Raw genomic sequence first — 18,522 nt, 5'->3', positions numbered from 1 at the left:
GGATGGGCTGAATGGGGTCGGTTGTACAGCCAACTCGACGCAGTCGCGGGTTTCCTGCGACGGACAGGACCATTCGTGGCGACCGGCTCCTCCCTCGTCCTCACCTCGACCGGCAGCCCCACCGAGGGCGACCGGTTGACCTTCCACTGGGCCACCGACACGCCGGGGGCGAAGAACTGGGTGGGCGTCTACGACGGCGACCGGCTGCCCGGCAACGGCTCCTCGCTGCTGTGGAAGTACACTCCGGCGGCCTCCGGCGACGTGCAGTTGGACACCTCGGCGCTGACCGACGGCCCGTACACCGCCTACCTGCTGGCCGACGACGGGTACCGGGTGCTGGCCGCCAGCGCGCCGTTCTCGTTCCGGGCCCGCCCCGTCCCGCCGCGCCCGCACCTGGCGGTGGACGCGCTGACCGCCACCGCGGTCGCGCCCGGCGCCGCGGTCGCGGTGAAGCTGGCCGGCCTGTGGATGCGCGCCGCCGGAACTCCGGTGTTCCGCAAGGCCGGCGGCGACCCCTGGCTGTCGGTGGCCGCGGACGGCACCGTGACGGGCACCGCCCCGAACGGCACGCTGCCGCGCCCGGCGGTGCTGACCGTCGCCGTCAAGGACCCCGCCGGGAACACCGACGCGCTGATCCTCCAGGTGCCGGTCGACTCCCGCGCGCGGCGGCTGAAGGCGGCGACGCTGAACCTGTGGCAGGCCGGGGCGCGCACCGACGACGCGCTGGAGAAGCAGCTGCGCGTCGTCCTCACCCAGGGCTGGGACGTGGTCGCGCTCCAGGAGACCGGCGGCACCGGCGCGCGGGCGCTGGCCGACGCGCTCGGCTGGCACGCCTACCAGAGCGCCGGCAGCGTCGGCATCCTCAGCCGCCACCCGCTGACCGAACTCACCCCCGCCACGGCCGAGTTGCCCGCCGCGGGCGCGACCGTGACGCTGCCCGGCGGCCGCACCGTCCGGTTCTGGGCGGCGCACCTGGACGAGGGCGACTACGGCCCGTACGCGGTCCAGGACGGCCGGGCCCCGGAGGCGGTGGCGGCGGGCGAGCGCGCCTCGGTGCGCGGCCGGCAGGCGCTCGCCCTGGCGGCGCTGCTGAAGGCCGAACTGGCCGCCGGGAAGGCCGTGCTGCTGGCCGCCGGGCTGGCCTCGCCCTCGCACCTGGACTGGACGCCCGCCACCGCCGCCGCGCACGGCGGCGTCACCGCCCTGGCCTGGCCGGTCACCACCGCCCTCCAGGACGCGGGCCTGTACGACGCGTACCGGATCGCGCACCCCGACCCGGCCGCCTCCCCCGGCGCCACCTGGTCGGTGACCCGGACCCGGCGCGGCGACCGGCCCGAGCCGCAGGACCGGATCGACCAGATCCACTTCGCCGGGCGGCTCACCCTGTTCGAGGCGCACACCCTGGCCACCGGCTGGCCGCAGCCCGAGCCCGGCGCCGCCGCCAACGGCTGGCCGTCCGACACCGCCGCCGCGGTCGCCACCTTCACGCTCTGACCCGGCCCCGCCCCGCCCCGCACCCCGAGAGGCCGTACCCCCTGATGACTCCCCAGCTCGACCGCCGCGCCTTCCTGTCCGCCACCGCCGCCGCGGGCGTCGCCGCGACCGGCCTGGCCGGCCCCGCCGAGGCCGCGTCCCCCGCCCCCGCCCCCGCCGCCGGGAAGGGGGCGAAGCCCACCGGCACCGTCGCCGACGTCCGGCACGTGGTGATCCTGATGCAGGAGAACCGCTCCTTCGACCACTACTTCGGCACCCTGAACGGCGTGCGCGGCTTCGGCGACAAGCAGGCCCTGCAGTTCCCCGACGGCGGGAACGTGTTCCGCCAGCCCGACGCCGGGCGCGCCGACGGCGGCGTGATGCTGCCGTACCGGATGGACACCGCCAAGTACAACGCGCAGAACGCGGGCGGCCTCGCGCACGACTGGGCGACCGGCCACCAGGCGATCAACAACGGCGCGATGAACAAGTGGATCGCCGCCAAGGGCGAGCGCGCGATGGGCTACTTCACCCGCGCCGACATCCCCTACCAGTACGCGCTGGCCGACGCGTTCACGCTCTGCGACGCCTACTTCTGCTCGCTGGCCGGCCCCACCGACCCGAACCGCCTGTACCTGTGGACGGGCACCAGCGGCCCGGGCCGGGACGGCACCACCGGCCCGTGGATCGACAACACGCCCGTCACCGACAACCCGGTCGCGGACTGGACGACGTACGCGGAGCGGCTCCAGGACGCGGGCGTGAGCTGGCGGGTCTACCACAACCCGAGCAAGGACGACCGGACCGGCGACTACGACGACAACGCGCTGTCGTACTTCAAGCAGTTCCACGCGTTCCCGGCCACCGACCCCCGGTACGTCAACGCGATGACGAAGTTCGACCCGGCCGCGTTCGACGCCGACTGCAGGTCCGGTGCGCTGCCGACCGTTTCGTGGCTGGTCGCGCCGTACCTGTTCTCCGAGCACCCCAACGCGGGCCCGGCGTACGGCGCGCACTGGGTGAACCAGGCGCTGCAGTCGCTGATGTCGAACCCGGAGGTGTGGCAGCACACCGTGTTCCTGGTGATGTACGACGAGAACGACGGCTACTTCGACCACCTGGTGCCGCCGACCCCGGAACCGGGCACGCCCGAGGAGTTCACCCACGGCCGGGCCATCGGCCTGGGCAACCGGGTGCCGCTGTGGGTGGTCTCGCCGTGGTCGCGCGGCGGCTGGGTCAACTCGCAGGTCTTCGACCACACGTCGGTGCTGCGCTTCCTGGAGGTGGTCACCGGCGTCCGGGAGCCCAACATCTCGGAGTGGCGGCGCACCGTCTGCGGCGACCTCACCAGCTGCTTCGACTTCTCCCGCCCGGACCCGAGCATCCCGCGCCTGCCCGACACCGCCGCCCTGATGGCGCTGGCCGACGCCGCCTCCGGCCTGCCGCCGGTGCGGCTGCCCGCCGCCGGCACCCAGTCGCTGCCCGCGCAGGAGCCCGGCGACCGGCCGCACCGCAGGCTGCCGTACGGCCCGGGCGCGGAGGCCTCGGTCGACCGGGACAGCGGCCGGATCACCTGCACCCTGACCAACACCGGCACGGTGGGCTTCCCCTATACCGTGTACCCGAACACCGCGCTGCCGTTCACCGGCACGCCCGTCACCGTCGCCCCCGCCGCGACCGGCACGTACACCTGGGACGCGGCCGCCACCGACGGCCGCTACGACTTCACCGTGCACGGCCCCGACGGCTTCGTCCGCCGCTTCGCGGGCACCGTCACCCGGGCCGGACAGGAGGACGTGGCCGTCCCCGTCGTGGAGGCCCTGGTGCAGAAGAACCGGGTGGTGCTGTCCCTGCACAACGACGGCGGCACGGACACCTCGTTCACCCTCGCCCCGAACGACTACGCCGGGCAGGCGCAGACCGTGCACGTCGCCGCGAACAAGCAGGCGTCCGTCAACTGGCCCCTCGACCAGGGACGTTACGACGTGACGGTCACCGCCGCGACCGGCACCCGGTTCCTGCGCCGCTACGCCGGGACGGTGCACGGCTCCTGACGATCCGTCAGGCCGACTCGGGGGCCCGGGGGTTCGGGGGCTCAGGGGCCCAGGGGTTCGGCCCGGCCGACCACCGTGCCCGCGCGGTCGATGCAGATCACGTCGACCGTGACGGGTGCGCCCCGGAGGACCTCCAGGGCCACCCGGCGGGCGTGGCGGGCGACCGTGTCGCCGAGGGGGACACCCGCCGTCGCGCACAGTTGGACCGCCTGCAGGGCGGTGTTGGCGTCCGCGACCCGGGCGGCCAGGTCGGCGGGGGCGCCGGCCTCCCGGGCCAGGGCGGCCAGGTGCGCGGTGTCGACCTGGGAGCGGCCCGAGTGCAGGTCCAGGTGGCCCGCGGCGAGTTTGGAGAGTTTGGCGAAGCCGCCGCACACCGTCAGGCGCGGAACGGGGTGCCGCCGCAGGTACTTGAGCACGGCGCCCGCGAAGTCGCCCATGTCGAGCAGCGCGTCCTCGGGGAGCCCGTACGCGGCGGCGACCACCTTCTCCGAGGTCGCGCCGGTCGCGCCCGCGACGTGGGTGTGCCCGGCGGCCCGGGCCACGTCGATGCCGCGCCGGATCGAGTCGATCCACGCCGAGCACGAGTACGGGACGACGATGCCGGTGGTGCCGAGGATCGACAGCCCGCCGAGGATGCCCAGCCGCGGGTTCCAGGTGCGGCGCGCCAACTCCTCGCCGCCGTCGACCGACAGTTCCACCTCCACGTCCCCGGCCGCCCCGAACTCCCTCGCCACCTCGGCGATCGCAGCCCGGATCAGCTGCCGGGGCACCGGGTTGACGGCCGGTTCGCCGACCGGCAGCGGCAGGCCCGGCTTGGTGACCGTCCCGACCCCCGGGCCGGCCCGGAACACCACGCCGCTGCCCGCCGCGCCCGCCCGCACGGTCGCCCGCACCAGCGCGCCGTGCGTCACGTCCGGGTCGTCGCCCGCGTCCTTCACCACCCCGGCCGTCGCCCGGCCCGCCGCCAACTCCTCGACGGCCAGCGCGAACGCGGGCCGCTCCCCGCGCGGCAGCACGATCTCCACCGGGTCGGGGAAGGCCCCGCCCAGCAGCGCCGTGTACGCGGCCTTGGCCGCCGCCGTGGCGCACGCCCCCGTCGTCCAGCCCGGCCGCAGCCCGCTGCTGCGCAACTGCCCGGCCCGCCCACCGCTCACGTCCGCGCCCATCTCCCGCTCCTCCCGTACGCCTGTACACCCGTCCGCCGCAGTCGCCCGCCGCACCCGCCCGCGCCACCGCCGTCCGGCCGCCGCCGCCGTCCGGCCGCCGCCCCGCAATATCCCGCGCCCGGCCCCGGTTAGAGTGAAAAGTCCGTCCCACCGGCCCCGGGAGTCCCGCATGCACGTCCTGATCCTCGGCGGCACCACCGAGGCCCGCCGACTGGCCGACCAGCTGGCCGCCGATCCGGCGCTGCGGGTGACCAGTTCGCTCGCCGGGCGGGTGGACCGGCCCCGGCTGCCCGCCGGGGAAGTCCGGATCGGCGGGTTCGGCGGCCCCGCCGGCCTGGCCGCCTGGCTGCGCGCCCACCGGGTCGCCGCCCTGCTGGACGCCACCCACCCGTTCGCGGAGACCATGAGCCGCAACGCGGCCCTCGCCGCCGCCGGGACCGGCACCCCGCTGCTCGCGCTGCGCCGCCCCAGCTGGCAACCCGTGGACGGCGACCGCTGGCACCCCGTACCGGACTTGGCGGCCGCCGCGGCCGCGCTGCCCGCCCTCGGCACCCGGGTGTTCCTGACCACCGGCCGCCAGGGCATCGCCGCCTTCGCCCACCTCGACGGGCTGTGGTTCCTGGCCCGCTCGGTCGAACCGCCGACCGCGCCGATGCCCGCCGCGACCGAAGTCCTGCTGGAGCGCGGCCCGTTCACCCTGGACGGGGAGCGCGCGCTGCTGCGCGCGCACCGCGTCGAGGTGCTGGTCACCAAGGACAGCGGCAGCGCCGCGACCGCGCCCAAGCTGACGGCCGCCCGCGAACTCGGCCTGCCCGTCGTGGTGGTGCAGCGCCCGCCGGCCCCGGAGGGCGTCCGCACCGCCCCGGACGTCGCCGGGGCGGTCGACTGGCTGCGCGCGCTGCGCACCTGACGGACCGTCAGGAAATGCTGACGGCCCGTCAGTCGCCGGGCTGTTCCTCGGGGTAGCGGCGTGGCGTCCACACCACCTGCTGCCCGCCGCCGCGCCGGACCCACCGGGTCTGGGTGGAGCCGACCAGCAGCAGGGTCCGCATGTCGACGTCGGCCGGGTCGAGCGCGCCGAGTTCCACCGTCCGGACCCGCTCGGTCGGGCCGCCGACGTCCCGGGCCAGCACCACGGGGGTGGCCGGGTCGCGGTACTCCAGCAGCAGGTCGCGGGCCGAACCGACCTGTGTGGTACGGGACTTGGAGCCGGGGTTGTACAGCGCCAGCACCAGGTCGGCCTCGGCCGCGGCGCGCAGCCGGCGGGCGATCACCTCCCAGGGCTTGAGCCGGTCGGAGAGCGAGATCACCGCGTAGTCGTGGCCGAGCGGGGCGCCGGCCCGGGACGCGGCGGCGTGCGCGGCCGTCATGCCGGGCAGCACGCGGACCGGGACGTCCCGGTAGGGGTCCTCGCAGGCGGCCTCCAGCACGGCGGTGGCCATCGCGAACACGCCGGGGTCGCCGGAGGAGACCACCGCGACCCGGCGGCCGCGGCGCGCCAGCTCCAGGGCGAACTCGGCCCGGACGCCCTCGACCTTGTTGTCGGAACCGTGCCGGACCTGGCCGGGACGGACCGGCACCCGGTCCAGGTAGGTGGTGTAGCCGACCAGGTCGGTGGCGTTCGCGAGCACGCCGCGCGCCTCGGGGGTGAGCCAGAGCGGCCCGGCCGGGCCGGTGCCGACCACCACGACCTCGCCGAAGCCCCCGGCGCCCTCCTCCGGCGCCCCGGCCGGAGCCTCCGCCGCCGGAGTCGCTGCCGTTACCGGGGCGAGCGCCGCGAAGGGCTCCCCGGCGGCGTCGAGGGCGGCGACCCGGCTGGGCAGCACGGCGACCGAGAAGTACGGGACGCCGTCGGGGTCGATGTCGGCGAGCGCGCCGGTCCGCTCGCCCGCCATGGTGGCGCGCTCCACGTACCGGGCCTCGTCGAGGCGCCCGGCCCGCTCCAGGGCGCGGCGCACCGCGGGGAAGGTCCGGCCGAGCTTCATCACCACGGCGGAGTCGGTGGCGGCCAGCCGGGCCGTCAGCTCCTCCTCGGGCAGCGTGCCCGGGATGATCGTCAGGACTTCCTCGGCCTCGACCAGCGGGGTGCCCAGCCGGGCGGCGGCGGCGCTGATCGAGGTGACGCCGGGCACCACCTCGGTGGGGTAGCGGTGCGCGAGGCGCTTGTGCATGTGCTGGTAGGAGCCGTAGAACAGCGGGTCGCCCTCGGCGAGCACCACCACGTCGCGCCCGGCGTCGAGGTGGGCGGCGAGCCGTTCGGCGGCCTCCTGGTAGAAGTCGTCGAGCGCGCCCCGGTAGCCGCCGGGGTGGTCGGTGGTCTCCACCGTGACCGGGTACATCAGGCGTTCCTCGACCTGGCCGCCGGTCAGGTACCGCTCGGCGATGGCCCGGGCGTGCGAGCGGCCGTGCCGGGCGCAGTGGTAGGCGACGACGTCGGCCTTGCCGATCAGTTCGGCGGCGCGCACCGTCAGCAGCGACGGGTCGCCGGGGCCGACGCCGACGCCGTAGAGCCGCCCGGTCCGGGCCGTCCCGTGCTCGGCCTGCACGCTTTCCTGACGCTCCGTCATTCCTGTTCGCTCGCAATCGCGTTGATGGCGGCGGCGGCGATCGCGCTGCCGCCGCGGCGGCCCCGGACCACCAGGTGCTCCAGTCGGGCGGGGTGGTCGGCGAGGGCCTGCTTGGACTCGGCGGCGCCGATGAAGCCGACCGGGACGCCGATCACGGCGGCGGGGCGGGGCGCGCCCGCCTCGATCAGTTCCAGCAGCCGGAACAGCGAGGTGGGGGCGTTGCCGACGGCGACGACGGCGCCCTCCAGGCGGGGCAGCCAGAGTTCCATGGCGGCGGCGCTGCGGGTGGTGTCCATCTTCCGGGCCAGTTCGGGGACGGCCGGGTCGGTGAGGGTGCAGACCACCTCGTTGTCGGCGGGCAGCCGCTTGCGGGTCACGCCGCTGGCGACCATGTTGACGTCGCACAGGATCGGCGCGCCGGCCCGCAGCGCGCGGCGGGCGTCGGCGACCACGCCGGGCGACCAGAGCAGGTCCTCGACCAGGTCGGTCATGCCGCAGGCGTGGATCATGCGGACGGCGACCTGGGCCACGTCGGCGGGCAGGCCGGCCAGGTCCGCCTCGGCGCGGATGGTGGCGAAGGACTGGCGGTAGATCTCCGCGCCGTCCTTCTCGTACTCGATCATTTGGGCCTCCGCCATTCGGCATTGCGCGCCTCGGCCACTGCCTCGGCGGTCTCGTTCTCGGTGGTGTCGCGCACGGAGCCGTCCACGGTGACGCGGTGTCCGGCCGCGGTGGCCAGCACGTCGACCCAGCGTCCGGCGGGGTGTCCGCAGCGGCGGGCGCAGCCGGACCAGTGCACGGGGAGTCCGGTGGCGGGGACGTCGGCGACGGCGCGGGCGGCCTGCGCGCGGACGTCGGCAAGCGCTTTCCCGCAGCCGGGCAGTCCGGTGCAGGCGGTGACGCCCTCCCAGGGGCCGCCGGACGCGACCCGGAACCCGGCGTCGGCGAGGCGCGGCACCCAGGCGGCGTCCGCGCCGGGCACCACGACGCCGCGCCAGGGCGTCAGCCGGACGGCGGGTGCCGCGTCGGCGTCAGCAGCGTCCGCGTCCGCCCGACCGGGCGCCGCCCCGGCGAGCGCCTGCGCCAGCAGCCGCCACTGGGTGCTGTCCGCCCGGCCGAACCGCAGTCCGACCGAGACGCCGCCGGTGCCGCCGGACACCCCTCCCGCCCCGGCCGCCGCGCCCCCGGCCGCCGTGTTCCCGACCGCGCCGAGGGCGGGCCGTTCGCCGGCGAAGGGGGGCAGCGGGACGTCGCCCTCGGGCAGTTCGTCCTGCACCTCGCGCAGGTGCCAGGCCCGGCCGGCCGCCAGGGCGAGGAAGTCGCGGGCGGCGGCGAGCGCGGCGGGCACGGGCGCGTCGACGGCCCGGCCGCGCCGGGCCCGGCCGAGGCGGAGCAGGGCGCGCCCGCCGCCGACTGCGATCAAGGTCACATCGGCGTTCAGCGCGGCGACGTCGCCGCGGCCGTCGTCAAGCGCGAACAGGAACTTTCCGGACAGCCCGGCGGCCCACGGCGCGGCGCACAGCGCCTCGTCCAACTCGCGGACCCAGGAGGACAGTTCACTCCCCCCTAGGCCCCGGCCGTCGAGGCCGGCCAGCGGGGAGGCGACCAGGTTGCGGACGCGTTCGTGGGTGTCGGAGGGCAACAGGCCGACGGCGCGCAGCCGTTCGGCGAGTTCGGCGGCGCAGCCGTCGGCGAGGCCGCGGAGCTGGAGGTTGCCGCGCGAGGTGATCTCGACCTCGCCGTCGCCGAGGGCGTCGGCGGCGTCGGCGGTGGCGAGCAGCTGGGAGTGTGTCAAGTGGCCACCGGGGAGCCGGAGTCGGGCGAGGTGGCCGTCCTCGGCGGGGTGCAGGCGGAGCGCGCCGGGGCAGGCGTCGGCGCGGCCTCGGTCGGGCCCGACGGGGAGTGCCTCGTGGGCGTCGGGTGTGGGTGGCATGGCGGCGAGCATACCCACCGGCCCGGGGGCCGCCACTGCCTGCTGCGTCACACCGCGCACCACACCGCGCACTCCGCGGCGTGGTCCGCCCCGCCGGGGGATTGCGCAGGTCACGGTGGTCCGGTCGGCGCGCGGGGGCGGGTTCCGGACAGCGTCGCAGGTCACACTCCCCCGGCGGCCGATCACCCCGTACGATGCTGGCGGGCACCCCTGGGTGTCCGCTGCCAGCGACGGCACAGCGGAGGAAGTCCGGTGCGAATCCGGTGCGGTCCCGCCACTGTGACCGCGGCTCAGTGAGCCGCGGGAGCCAGGAACTCCGGCCGTCCTCCACTGCCCGGGGCGAGGACCCCGAGGAAGGTCCGATCCGTGCGCTGTCGCATGTCCGGCCCCGGCCGGTCGCCCGGGGGCCCCGCGCCCGCCGGGCCCGTTCGCGTTCCCGGCGCCCGCCGCGGCGCCTGCCCGACCGGCGTTTTCCCGCCGTCACCGCCGTCACCGCTATCCCCGCCGGCCCAGCTGTCACCGCTGTCCCTGCCGTCCCCGCCCTCCGAGACGCCCGGGAGGGCCTCCGCATGATCCTGCTGCTGTCCACGTCCGACACCGACCTGCTGAGCGCCCGCGCGGCGGACGGCCCGGTGCCGTTCCGGCTGGGCAACCCGGCCCGGCTGTCGCCCGAGGAACTGCCCGAACTGCTGGCGGGCACCGAGCTGGTGGTGGTGCGTCTGCTGGGCGGCCGCCGGGCCTGGCAGGAGGGGCTGGACGCGCTGCTCGCGGGGCCGCGCCCGGTGGTGGTGCTGACGGGCGAGCAGGCGCCGGACGCGCAGCTGATGGAGCTGTCGACCGTCCCGGCGGGCATCGCGGCGGAGGCGCACGCGTACCTGGCGCACGGCGGTCCGGCGAACCTGGCGGAGCTGGGCGCGTTCCTGTCCGACACGGTGCTGCTGACCGGCCACGGCTTCGCGCCGCCGGCCTCGGCCCCGGCCTGGGGGCCGCTGGAGCGCACCGCGCGGGACGGCGACGGCACCGGCCCGACCGTCGCGGTGCTGTACTACCGGGCGCACCACATGAGCGGCAACACGGCGTTCGTGGAGACGCTGTGCCGGGCGGTCGAGGAGCAGGGGGCGCGGGCCCGGGCCTACTTCTGCGCCTCGCTGCGCGGCGCGGAGCCGGAGCTGCTGGCGGAGCTGGGCGCGGCCGACGCGATCGTGACCACCGTCCTGGCGGCGGGCGGCACCCGCCCGGCGGACGCGCAGGCCGGCGGTGACGAAGAAGCGTGGGACGCGGGGGCGTTGGCGGCGCTGGACCGGCCGATCCTGCAGGCGCTGTGCCTGACCTGGTCGCGGGAGCGGTGGGCGGACAGCGACGACGGCCTGTCGCCGCTGGACACCGCGACGCAGATCGCGGTGCCGGAGTTCGACGGCCGGCTGATCACCGTCCCGTTCTCGTTCAAGGAGGTCGACGAGGACGGGTTGACGGTGTACGCGGCGGACCCGGAGCGGGCGGCGCGGGTGGCGGGCATCGCGGTGCGGCACGCCCGGCTGCGGCACACCCCGGCGGCCGAGCGGCGCCTGGCCCTGGTGCTGTCGGCGTACCCGACCAAGCACGCGCGGGTCGGCAACGCGGTGGGGCTGGACACTCCGGCGTCGGCGATCCGGCTGCTGGAGCGGCTGCGCGCGGAGGGCATGGACCTGGGCGACAGCCTGCCGGGCCTGGACACCGACCGGGACGGCGGGCACGAGGGCGACGCGCTGATCCGGGCGCTGATCGACGCGGGCGGCTACGACCAGGCGTGGCTGACGGAGGACCAGCTGTCGCGCAATCCGGTGCGCATCCCGGCGGCGGACTACCGGCGCTGGTACGCGACGCTGCCGGCGGCGCTGCGCGAGCAGGTCGAGGGGCACTGGGGTCCGGCGCCGGGCGAGCTGTACGTGGACCGTTCGCACAACCCGGACGGCGACATCGTGCTGGCGGCGGTGCGCTCCGGCAATCTCCTGGTCCTGATCCAGCCGCCGCGCGGGTTCGGCGAGAACCCGGTGGCGATCTACCACGACCCGGACCTGCCGCCGAGCCACCACTACCTGGCCGCGTACCGCTGGATCGCGGCCGCGCGGGAGGACGGCGGTTTCGGCGCGCACGCGGTGGTGCACCTGGGCAAGCACGGCAACCTGGAGTGGCTGCCGGGCAAGACGGCGGCGCTGTCGGCGGAGTGCGGTCCGGACGCGGTGCTCGGCGACCTCCCCCTCGTCTACCCGTTCCTGGTGAACGACCCGGGCGAGGGCACCCAGGCCAAGCGCCGGGCGCACGCGACGCTGGTCGACCACCTGGTGCCGCCGATGGCGCGGGCCGACTCGTACGGTGACATCGCGCGTCTGGAGCAGCTGCTCGACGAGCACTCGAACATCGCGGCGATGGACCCGGCGAAGCTGCCGGCGATCCGGGCGCAGATCTGGACGCTGATCCAGGCCGCGAAGCTGGACCACGACCTGGGTCTGGACGAGCGGCCCGAGGACGACGGCTTCGACGACTTCCTGCTGCACGTCGACGGCTGGCTGTGCGAGATCAAGGACGCGCAGATCCGGGACGGCCTGCACGTGCTGGGCCAGGCCCCGGCGGGTGCGGACCGGGTCAACATCGTGCTGGCGATCCTGCGGGCGCGGCAGATCTGGGGCGGGGTGAGCGCGCTGCCGGGTCTGCGCGAGGCGCTGGGCCTGGACGAGTCGGCGCCGACGCTGGGGGCGGCGGACGCGGCGGAGGAGCAGGCCCGGGCGCTGGTCGAGGCGATGGAGGCCGAGGACTGGAACCCGGGCGCGGTGGAGAAGGTCGCGGCGGGTTTCCCGCCCGCGGTCGCGGAGGTGCTGGCGTTCGCGGCGGCCCAGGTGGTGCCGCGGCTGGCGTCGACGACCGACGAGTTGGACGCGGTGCTGCACGCCCTGCAGGGCGGGTTCGTGCCGGCCGGGCCGTCGGGTTCGCCGCTGCGCGGTCTGGTGAACGTGCTGCCGACGGGGCGGAACTTCTACTCGGTGGACCCGAAGGCGGTGCCGTCCAAGCTGGCCTGGGAGACCGGGCAAGCGCTTTCCGCCTCCCTGATCGAGCGTTACCGGGCCGACAACGGCGGCGAGTTCCCGCCGTCGGTGGGCCTGTCGCTGTGGGGCACCTCGGCGATGCGGACGGCGGGCGACGACATCGCGGAGGCGCTGGCGCTGCTCGGCGTCCGGCCGGTGTGGGACGACGCCTCGCGCCGGGTCACCGGCCTGGAGCCGATCCCGCTGGAGGAGCTGGGCCGGCCCCGGATCGACGTGACGCTGCGGATCTCCGGCTTCTTCCGGGACGCCTTCCCGCACGTGGTGGCGCTGCTGGACGACGCGGTGCGGCTGGCGGCCCGTCAGGAGGAGGCGGACGCCGACAACTTCGTCCGGGCGCACGTGCGGGCGGACCTGGCCGAGCACGGCGACGAGCGCCGGGCCACCGTCCGGGTGTTCGGCTCCCGTCCGGGCACCTACGGGGCGGGCCTGCTGCAGCTGATCGACAGCCGGGACTGGCGCACCGACGCGGACCTGGCCGAGGTGTACACGGTGTGGGGCGGCTACGCGTACGGCCGCGACCTGGACGGGCGGCCCGCGCGGGAGGAGATGGAAACCGCTTACCGGCGGATCACGGTGGCGGCGAAGAACACCGACACCCGTGAGCACGACATCGCCGACTCGGACGACTACTTCCAGTACCACGGCGGCATGGTGGCGACGGTGCGGGCCCTGACGGGGCGCAACCCGGAGGCGTACATCGGCGACTCGACCCGCCCGGAGACGGTCCGCACCCGGACCCTGACCGAGGAGGCGGCCCGGGTCTTCCGGGCCCGGGTGGTCAACCCGCGCTGGGTGGCGGCGATGCGCCGGCACGGCTACAAGGGCGCGTTCGAGATGGCCGCGACCGTCGACTACCTGTTCGGCTACGACGCGACCACGGGCGTGGTGGCGGACTGGATGTACGAGAAGCTGACCCAGGAGTACGTGCTCGACCCGGTGAACCGGGAGTTCTTCGCCGAGGCCAACCCGTGGGCGCTGCACGGCATCGCGGAGCGCCTGCTGGAGGCGGCGGGCCGCGGCCTGTGGGCGGAGCCGGACGCGGCGCTGCTGGACGAGCTGCGCCAGGTGTTCCTGGAGACGGAGGGTGAGCTGGAGGGCGAGTGACCCCGGGGCCCGGGCCCGGGGGGCGGTGCGGTCGCGGTCGCGGCCGTCCCCCGGGCCCGGGTTGTGGCGGGCGGGTGTCGGTCGGGCGAAAGGTCGGCGGCGCTGACATGCCGGTGGCCGGATAGCAGTGCCTTCGGCCCCGCCCGGGCGGACAATCTCCGCATGAGCCTGCGAAACGCCCTGTCCCGTCCGGCCCGTTACGGCGCACTGGTCGCGGGTGCGCTGCCCGTCCTGACCTTTCCCGGCGCGGGTCTGGCCTGGCTGGCCTGGCTGGCGCTGGTGCCGGGGCTGCTGGTGATGCGGGCGGCGGGTTCGGCGCGCGAGGCGGCGGTGCGGGGCTGGTGGTTCGGCGCCGGGTTCATCCTGACCGGCATGTACTGGCTGGTGCCGTCGATCGGTCCGGCGCTGCCGGTGCTGGCGGTGGTGTTCGGGGTGCTGCTGGCGCCGTTCGGGGCGGCCGCCCGGTGGCTGCTGCCGGACGGTCCGACGGTCCGTCGGGCGGTGGCGGCGCTGGTGGTGCTGCCCGCGGTGTGGGTGGGCGCGGAGTTCGCCCGGTCCTGGCAGGCGCTGGGCGGGCCGTGGGCGCTGCTGGGGGCGTCGCAGTGGGAGCATCCGGCGGTGCTGGGGCTGGCGTCGGTCGGCGGGGTGTGGCTGGTGGGGTGGGCGCTGGTGGCGGTGAACACGGCCGTGGTGCTGCTGGTGTGCGCGCGCCGGGTTCGGGTGCGGGTGCTGGCGGGGGTGACGGCGGCGGTGTCGGTGCTGGCGGGGCCGCTGCTGTTCGCGGCGCAGGCGGCGCCCGCGGTCTCGGGTTCGGCGTCGGTGGCGCTGGTGCAGGCCGGGCAGACCGCGGACGAGCGGGCTCGGTTGGAGGCGAACGTGCGGATCACCCGGTCGCTGGCGGGGCGGCCGGTGGACCTGGTGGTGTGGGGCGAGAGTTCGACCACGGCGGACCTGGACCGGGAGGGCGCGACGGTGGACCGGCTGGCGGCGCTGTCCGGGTCGACGGGTGCGGAGCTGCTGGTCGGCGAGGACGCCCGGAAGGCGGACGGGCGGATCTCCAAGGACGCGGTGCTGGTGGACCCGTCGGGGGTGGTGGCGCGGTACCGGAAGATCCGGCTGGTGCCGTTCGGCGAGTACATTCCGCTGCGGCCGCTGCTGGGCTGGATCGCGGGGGTGAGCGCGGCGGCGGGCGAGAACCGGGCGCCGGGCAGTGCGGTGCACCTGCTGCCGGTGGTCGGGCGGGACGGTCGGGCGCTGCCGGTGGGGGCGCTGATCTGTTTCGAGTCGGCGTTCCCGGACATGTCGCGGGTGGCGGCCCGGGAGGGCGCGGAGCTGGTGGTCTACCAGTCCTCGACGTCGACCTTCCAGTCGACCTGGGCGCCGGCCCAGCACGCCTCGCTGGGGGCGATCCGGGCGGCGGAGACCGGCCGTCCGGTGGTGCAGGCGGCGTTGACGGGCGAGTCGGTGGCGTACGACCCGCAGGGGCGGCGGCTGGCCCGGATGACGACGGGCGGGTCGGGTGCGGTGGTGGTGGAGCTGCCGCTGGCGGTGCCGTCGGCGCGGACGTGGTACGTGCGGCTGGGCGACTGGGTGCCGTGGACGGCGGTGGCGGTGGCGTTCGGGGCGCTGGCGGTGGGCGCGGCCCCGCTGGTGCGGGGGCGCGGCCGTCCGGGCGAGCCCGCGGCGGCGGCGGCCGAGCTGCCGTCGGCGCGGGTCTGACGTCCCGTCAGAGGGGGACGTGGATGCCGAAGACCGCGTCGGCGGGGTCGCGGAGGATCGCGAGGCGCGGGCCGTCGGGGACGTCGGTGGGCGGCAGGGTGACGGTGGCGCCGAGCAGGGCGGCGCGTTCGGCGCTCAGGTCGACGTCGGCGACCGTGAAGTAGGGCATCCAGTAGGGCGGGGTGTCGGCGGGGAACTGGTCGGCCATGTCCGCCATGCCGCCGAAGTCCCGTCCGTTCAGGCCGAACTGGGTGTACGTCTCGCCGGGGGCGACGCTCCAGCCGAACAGGCGGGCGTAGAACGCGGCGACGGTCCGCGGGTCGCGGGTGGCGAGTTCGACCCAGCCGAGCGCGCCGGGTTCGTCGCGCAGGTCGACGCCGTGCGCCGCGGCGGGCTGCCGGGCGGCGAACAGCGCGCCGCCGGGGTCGCGGGCGAGCAGGCCCCGCCCCCGGCCCCGGCCCGGGCCGGGGGCGTCGGCCGGCGGGGCGACCAGCTCGCCTCCGGCGGCGGTGACGGCTCCGGCGGCGCTGTCGGCGTCGGGGGTGTGGAAGCCGATCGTCCAGGCGGCCGGGCGGCCGGGGCGGTCCGGGGCGGTGATCGCGGCGACGAGCCGGTCCCCGAGGTACATCCCCAGGCGGCCCGCGCTCTCCCCGCCCTCCCCCACCGGTTCCGCCTCGGCGCGCCAGCCGAACAGTTCGTGGTAGAAGGTCTTGGCCGTGGCGGGGTCCGCGGTGACGAGTTCGACCCAGCAGGGCTCCCCGGGGGCGGATTCGGTGATCTTCACGGGCGGGTCGCCTCCAGGTTCGGTCGGGCCTCGACAGCCTCCACCCTGCCCGGGTACCGGTGGGTATCCCCGTGCCTGGTGGGCCGAACGGGACGGCCGGGGCGACGGTTGTTCAAATTGGAACCACGGTGTAGCGTCGGGCGGGCACGATCCGGTTCGAATTTGAACGAAATGGCCGGACCGCAGGCGACCACCCCTCGCGGCCCCCGGAGGACCCGACATGACGCACCCCGAGACCACCCAGCAGCGACCCGCCGCCACCGTGCGCTCCCGCGTGCGCGTCCCCCTGGCCTTCGCCGACGGCTACCGCGTCGAGGCCGACGTGCACACCTTCCACGGCCTGGCCGACGGCGCCGAACACCTCGCCCTCGCCCTCGGCGACCCCACCGCGTCCGCCGCCCCGCTGGTCCGCCTGCACTCCGAGTGCCTCACCGGCGACGTCTTCGGCTCCGCCCGCTGCGACTGCGGCCCCCAGCTGCGCGAGGCCGTCGAGAAGATCGCCGAGACCGGCGGCTACCTGCTCTACCTGCGCCAGGAGGGCCGCGGCATCGGCCTCTACAACAAGCTCGACGCCTACGCCCTGCAAGACCTCGGATACGACACGTACGCCGCGAACACCGCCCTCGGCCTCCCCGAGGACGCCCGCGACTACAGCGCCGCCGCCCAGATGCTCACCGCCCTCGACGCCACCACGGTCGACCTGCTCTCCAACAACCCCGACAAGTCGGGCCAGCTCCAGGCACTCGGGATCCAGGTGCACAACCGCATCCCCACCGGCGTCCACACCACCCCGCACAACCTCACCTACCTGCGCGCCAAACTCCGAGGCACCACCAATCTCCTCCCCCACGACCTCCTCGCCACCCGCATCGCCTGACAGGTTCGGCGCATCGAAGGACAACACCTCGACCTCGAATTCCTCAACGACAGCTCCAGCCCACCTCAGCCCTGCGGCAATATCAGCTCTTCGGCCTCGGCTCTTCCTCCATCGGCAAAGCGAGCTTCTCCGCCCCGAGGCCCGAGTTGCGGGCGCGGGTCGACCGGCTGCTGTCGTACGTCATACATGAACAGGCGTACCGGAATGCCGATCAGCGGTTCGACACCAACGACCCTGTCTAGACAAACTCGTCGTCGACAGGCAGCAGGACACCCGGAACGGCGCGCCTCAGACACTTCGGCGTCCTCCCGATGATCCCGGCAAGGTGGGGCCGTGGCTGTACTTTCCGGGCTGCCCCCCGCCCGCGCGGGGATGGCCCCGACCAGCGGGGCAGGTACTCCAGCCCCCCGCACCCGCAGGGAGCACATGCCCGGAACGAGCTGCGGCAGGTGCAGCACGGGACCATCCCCGCGGGCGCGGGGAGCACGGGGCGAGGGTCGGGAGCGCGGTGGGCAACGGGGGACCATCCCCGCGGGCGCGGGGAGCACCCGACCCCGGCGGCCTGTGCCGGGCCCAGCCAGGGACCATCCCCGCGGGCGCGGGGAGCACTGGAAGGTCTCCGGCGAACCCGTCCTTTCCTGAGGACCATCCCCGCGGGCGCGGGGAGCACGAATCCGCTGGCGTCCATCTACGCCGGTCTGAAGGACCATCCCCGCGGGCGCGGGGAGCACACTCGGAGGTGCCCGTCGGCCGCCGGAAGGTGAGGACCATCCCCGCGGGCGCGGGGAGCACACCGAACCGCAGAACCCCACCCCGGGCGGCCCGGGACCATCCCCGCGGGCGCGGGGAGCACGCCGCACCCCGATGCCCGGCACCGGCTTCGTCGGGACCATCCCCGCGGGCGCGGGGAGCACCTCCACCTCACCCGCGCAGCGTTCGCGGTCCTGGGACCATCCCCGCGGGCGCGGGGAGCACTGCCAGTTCTGCGGCGTGTACAGGTTGCGGTTGGGACCATCCCCGCGGGCGCGGGGAGCACACCGTCACCGCGGTCGAGGGCTGCCACGTCGCGGGACCATCCCCGCGGGCGCGGGGAGCACCTGGGCGCGGGGTCTACGGTCGGCAGCACCGAGGGACCATCCCCGCGGGCGCGGGGAGCACTTGGCCAACACCGCTCACCCGGCCGAGCAGGAGGGACCATCCCCGCGGGCGCGGGGAGCACATCGCGGGCTCGCTCGACTCCGTCACGCGGCAGGGACCATCCCCGCGGGCGCGGGGAGCACATGTTCTCCGCGATCCGCGCGCGGTCGAGCGAGGGACCATCCCCGCGGGCGCGGGGAGCACTTCTTCCCCCACTCCCCCGCGAAGGTCGGACCGGGACCATCCCCGCGGGCGCGGGGAGCACCGACGCGGACAACTGCCCATCCGTGAGCCGGTGGGACCATCCCCGCGGGCGCGGGGAGCACGTTTCTCCGGCGGCCGCCGCTGTTGCGCCGCGGGGACCATCCCCGCGGGCGCGGGGAGCACCGTCTACCCCTGGCCCAGCAAGCTGGTCGGCGAGGGACCATCCCCGCGGGCGCGGGGAGCACCAAGTGCGGTGCCCCACCGGCTGCCAGTTGACGGGACCATCCCCGCGGGCGCGGGGAGCACGCCACGGACCGCGCGGCCCGCAGGGCGATGCCGGGACCATCCCCGCGGGCGCGGGGAGCACCCCAGGTCGGGGTTCTGGCCGAGCTCGTCCGGGGGACCATCCCCGCGGGCGCGGGGA

The 18,522-nt window shown here is 75.8% G+C and carries 11 protein-coding genes, 1 CRISPR repeat array and 1 riboswitch (1 of these 13 running past the window's edge); of the genes, 6 read left to right on the top strand and 5 right to left on the bottom strand.

Annotated features, from left to right (window positions below):
* Positions 1 to 75 precede the first annotated feature (75 nt).
* Positions 76 to 1,494 carry an endonuclease/exonuclease/phosphatase family protein gene (locus ACIQBJ_RS08355; RefSeq protein WP_400705605.1) on the top strand — a complete coding sequence of 473 codons (1,419 nt, stop codon included), beginning with the start codon at positions 76 to 78 and terminating at the stop codon, positions 1,492 to 1,494.
* Between the two features lie 44 nt (positions 1,495 to 1,538).
* Complete coding sequence (locus ACIQBJ_RS08350; protein WP_400705602.1) at positions 1,539 to 3,527, top strand: phosphocholine-specific phospholipase C; 1,989 nt, start codon at positions 1,539 to 1,541, stop codon at positions 3,525 to 3,527.
* Positions 3,528 to 3,568: 41 nt separating this feature from the next.
* On the opposite strand, the gene ACIQBJ_RS08345 is transcribed toward ACIQBJ_RS08350, so the two are convergent.
* Positions 3,569 to 4,693 (bottom strand): cobalt-precorrin-5B (C(1))-methyltransferase, encoded by a 1,125-nt coding sequence (locus tag ACIQBJ_RS08345; RefSeq protein WP_400705599.1) that lies wholly within the window; start codon positions 4,691 to 4,693, stop codon positions 3,569 to 3,571.
* A 169-nt stretch (positions 4,694 to 4,862) separates the two neighbouring features.
* On the opposite strand from ACIQBJ_RS08345, the gene ACIQBJ_RS08340 reads away from it, so the two are divergent.
* Positions 4,863 to 5,603, top strand: coding sequence for a cobalt-precorrin-6A reductase (locus tag ACIQBJ_RS08340; protein WP_400705596.1), 741 nt, complete (start codon positions 4,863 to 4,865; stop codon positions 5,601 to 5,603).
* A gap of 28 nt (positions 5,604 to 5,631) precedes the next feature.
* Here the strand turns inward: ACIQBJ_RS08340 and ACIQBJ_RS08335 are convergent, their stop codons facing one another.
* The 3 genes from ACIQBJ_RS08335 to ACIQBJ_RS08325 are packed head-to-tail and all read right to left on the bottom strand — an operon-like array spanning position 5,632 to position 9,193.
* Entirely contained in the window at positions 5,632 to 7,260 is a 1,629-nt protein-coding gene (locus ACIQBJ_RS08335) for a precorrin-2 C(20)-methyltransferase (protein WP_400705593.1), read from the bottom strand.
* Positions 7,257 to 7,883, bottom strand: a complete 627-nt coding sequence (locus ACIQBJ_RS08330; RefSeq protein ID WP_400705590.1) for a precorrin-8X methylmutase — start codon at positions 7,881 to 7,883, stop codon at positions 7,257 to 7,259. Before ACIQBJ_RS08330 ends, ACIQBJ_RS08335 begins: the two co-directional genes overlap by 4 nt.
* Positions 7,880 to 9,193 (bottom strand): hypothetical protein, encoded by a 1,314-nt coding sequence (locus ACIQBJ_RS08325; RefSeq protein ID WP_400705587.1) that lies wholly within the window; start codon positions 9,191 to 9,193, stop codon positions 7,880 to 7,882. The genes ACIQBJ_RS08330 and ACIQBJ_RS08325 overlap by 4 nt, the downstream gene beginning before the upstream one ends.
* Positions 9,194 to 9,434: 241 nt before the next feature.
* Positions 9,435 to 9,510, top strand: a riboswitch (cobalamin riboswitch).
* Between the two features lie 252 nt (positions 9,511 to 9,762).
* Here ACIQBJ_RS08325 and cobN point away from each other — a divergent pair.
* Positions 9,763 to 13,377: a cobaltochelatase subunit CobN gene (gene cobN, locus ACIQBJ_RS08320; RefSeq protein ID WP_400705584.1), complete on the top strand. Its 3,615-nt coding sequence runs from the start codon at positions 9,763 to 9,765 to the stop codon at positions 13,375 to 13,377.
* Between the two features lie 162 nt (positions 13,378 to 13,539).
* Positions 13,540 to 15,096 carry an apolipoprotein N-acyltransferase gene (gene lnt, locus ACIQBJ_RS08315; protein ID WP_400705581.1) on the top strand — a complete coding sequence of 519 codons (1,557 nt, stop codon included), beginning with the start codon at positions 13,540 to 13,542 and terminating at the stop codon, positions 15,094 to 15,096.
* 7 nt (positions 15,097 to 15,103) lie between these two features.
* Here the strand turns inward: lnt and ACIQBJ_RS08310 are convergent, their stop codons facing one another.
* Positions 15,104 to 15,880 (bottom strand): VOC family protein, encoded by a 777-nt coding sequence (locus ACIQBJ_RS08310; protein ID WP_400705578.1) that lies wholly within the window; start codon positions 15,878 to 15,880, stop codon positions 15,104 to 15,106.
* A 220-nt stretch (positions 15,881 to 16,100) separates the two neighbouring features.
* Here ACIQBJ_RS08310 and ribA point away from each other — a divergent pair, with 220 nt between their 5' ends.
* The gene (gene ribA / locus ACIQBJ_RS08305) at positions 16,101 to 16,757 is read left to right on the top strand and encodes a GTP cyclohydrolase II (protein WP_400705575.1); all 657 of its coding nucleotides are present in this window, start codon (positions 16,101 to 16,103) and stop codon (positions 16,755 to 16,757) included.
* 458 nt (positions 16,758 to 17,215) lie between these two features.
* Positions 17,216 to 18,522: direct repeats of the CRISPR family, unit length 29 nt; unit sequence GGGACCATCCCCGCGGGCGCGGGGAGCAC; it runs 1,163 nt beyond the window's last position.

Origin of the sequence: Kitasatospora sp. NPDC088391 (genome assembly GCF_044753345.1) — a bacterium.
Taxonomy (GTDB): Bacteria; Actinomycetota; Actinomycetes; order Streptomycetales; family Streptomycetaceae; genus Kitasatospora.
Note: the sequence above shows the minus strand (reverse complement) of the source record. Positions and strands in the feature narration are given on the sequence as shown.

Coding starts and splice junctions, on each gene's coding strand:
- ACIQBJ_RS08350 (WP_400705602.1), top strand. CDS start 1,539: ATGACTCCCCAGCTCGACCGCCGCGCCTTCCTGTCCGCCACCGCCGCC.
- ACIQBJ_RS08345 (WP_400705599.1), bottom strand. CDS start 4,693: ATGGGCGCGGACGTGAGCGGTGGGCGGGCCGGGCAGTTGCGCAGCAGC.
- ACIQBJ_RS08340 (WP_400705596.1), top strand. CDS start 4,863: ATGCACGTCCTGATCCTCGGCGGCACCACCGAGGCCCGCCGACTGGCC.
- ACIQBJ_RS08335 (WP_400705593.1), bottom strand. CDS start 7,260: ATGACGGAGCGTCAGGAAAGCGTGCAGGCCGAGCACGGGACGGCCCGG.
- ACIQBJ_RS08330 (WP_400705590.1), bottom strand. CDS start 7,883: ATGATCGAGTACGAGAAGGACGGCGCGGAGATCTACCGCCAGTCCTTC.
- ACIQBJ_RS08325 (WP_400705587.1), bottom strand. CDS start 9,193: ATGCCACCCACACCCGACGCCCACGAGGCACTCCCCGTCGGGCCCGAC.
- cobN (WP_400705584.1), top strand. CDS start 9,763: ATGATCCTGCTGCTGTCCACGTCCGACACCGACCTGCTGAGCGCCCGC.
- lnt (WP_400705581.1), top strand. CDS start 13,540: ATGAGCCTGCGAAACGCCCTGTCCCGTCCGGCCCGTTACGGCGCACTG.
- ribA (WP_400705575.1), top strand. CDS start 16,101: ATGACGCACCCCGAGACCACCCAGCAGCGACCCGCCGCCACCGTGCGC.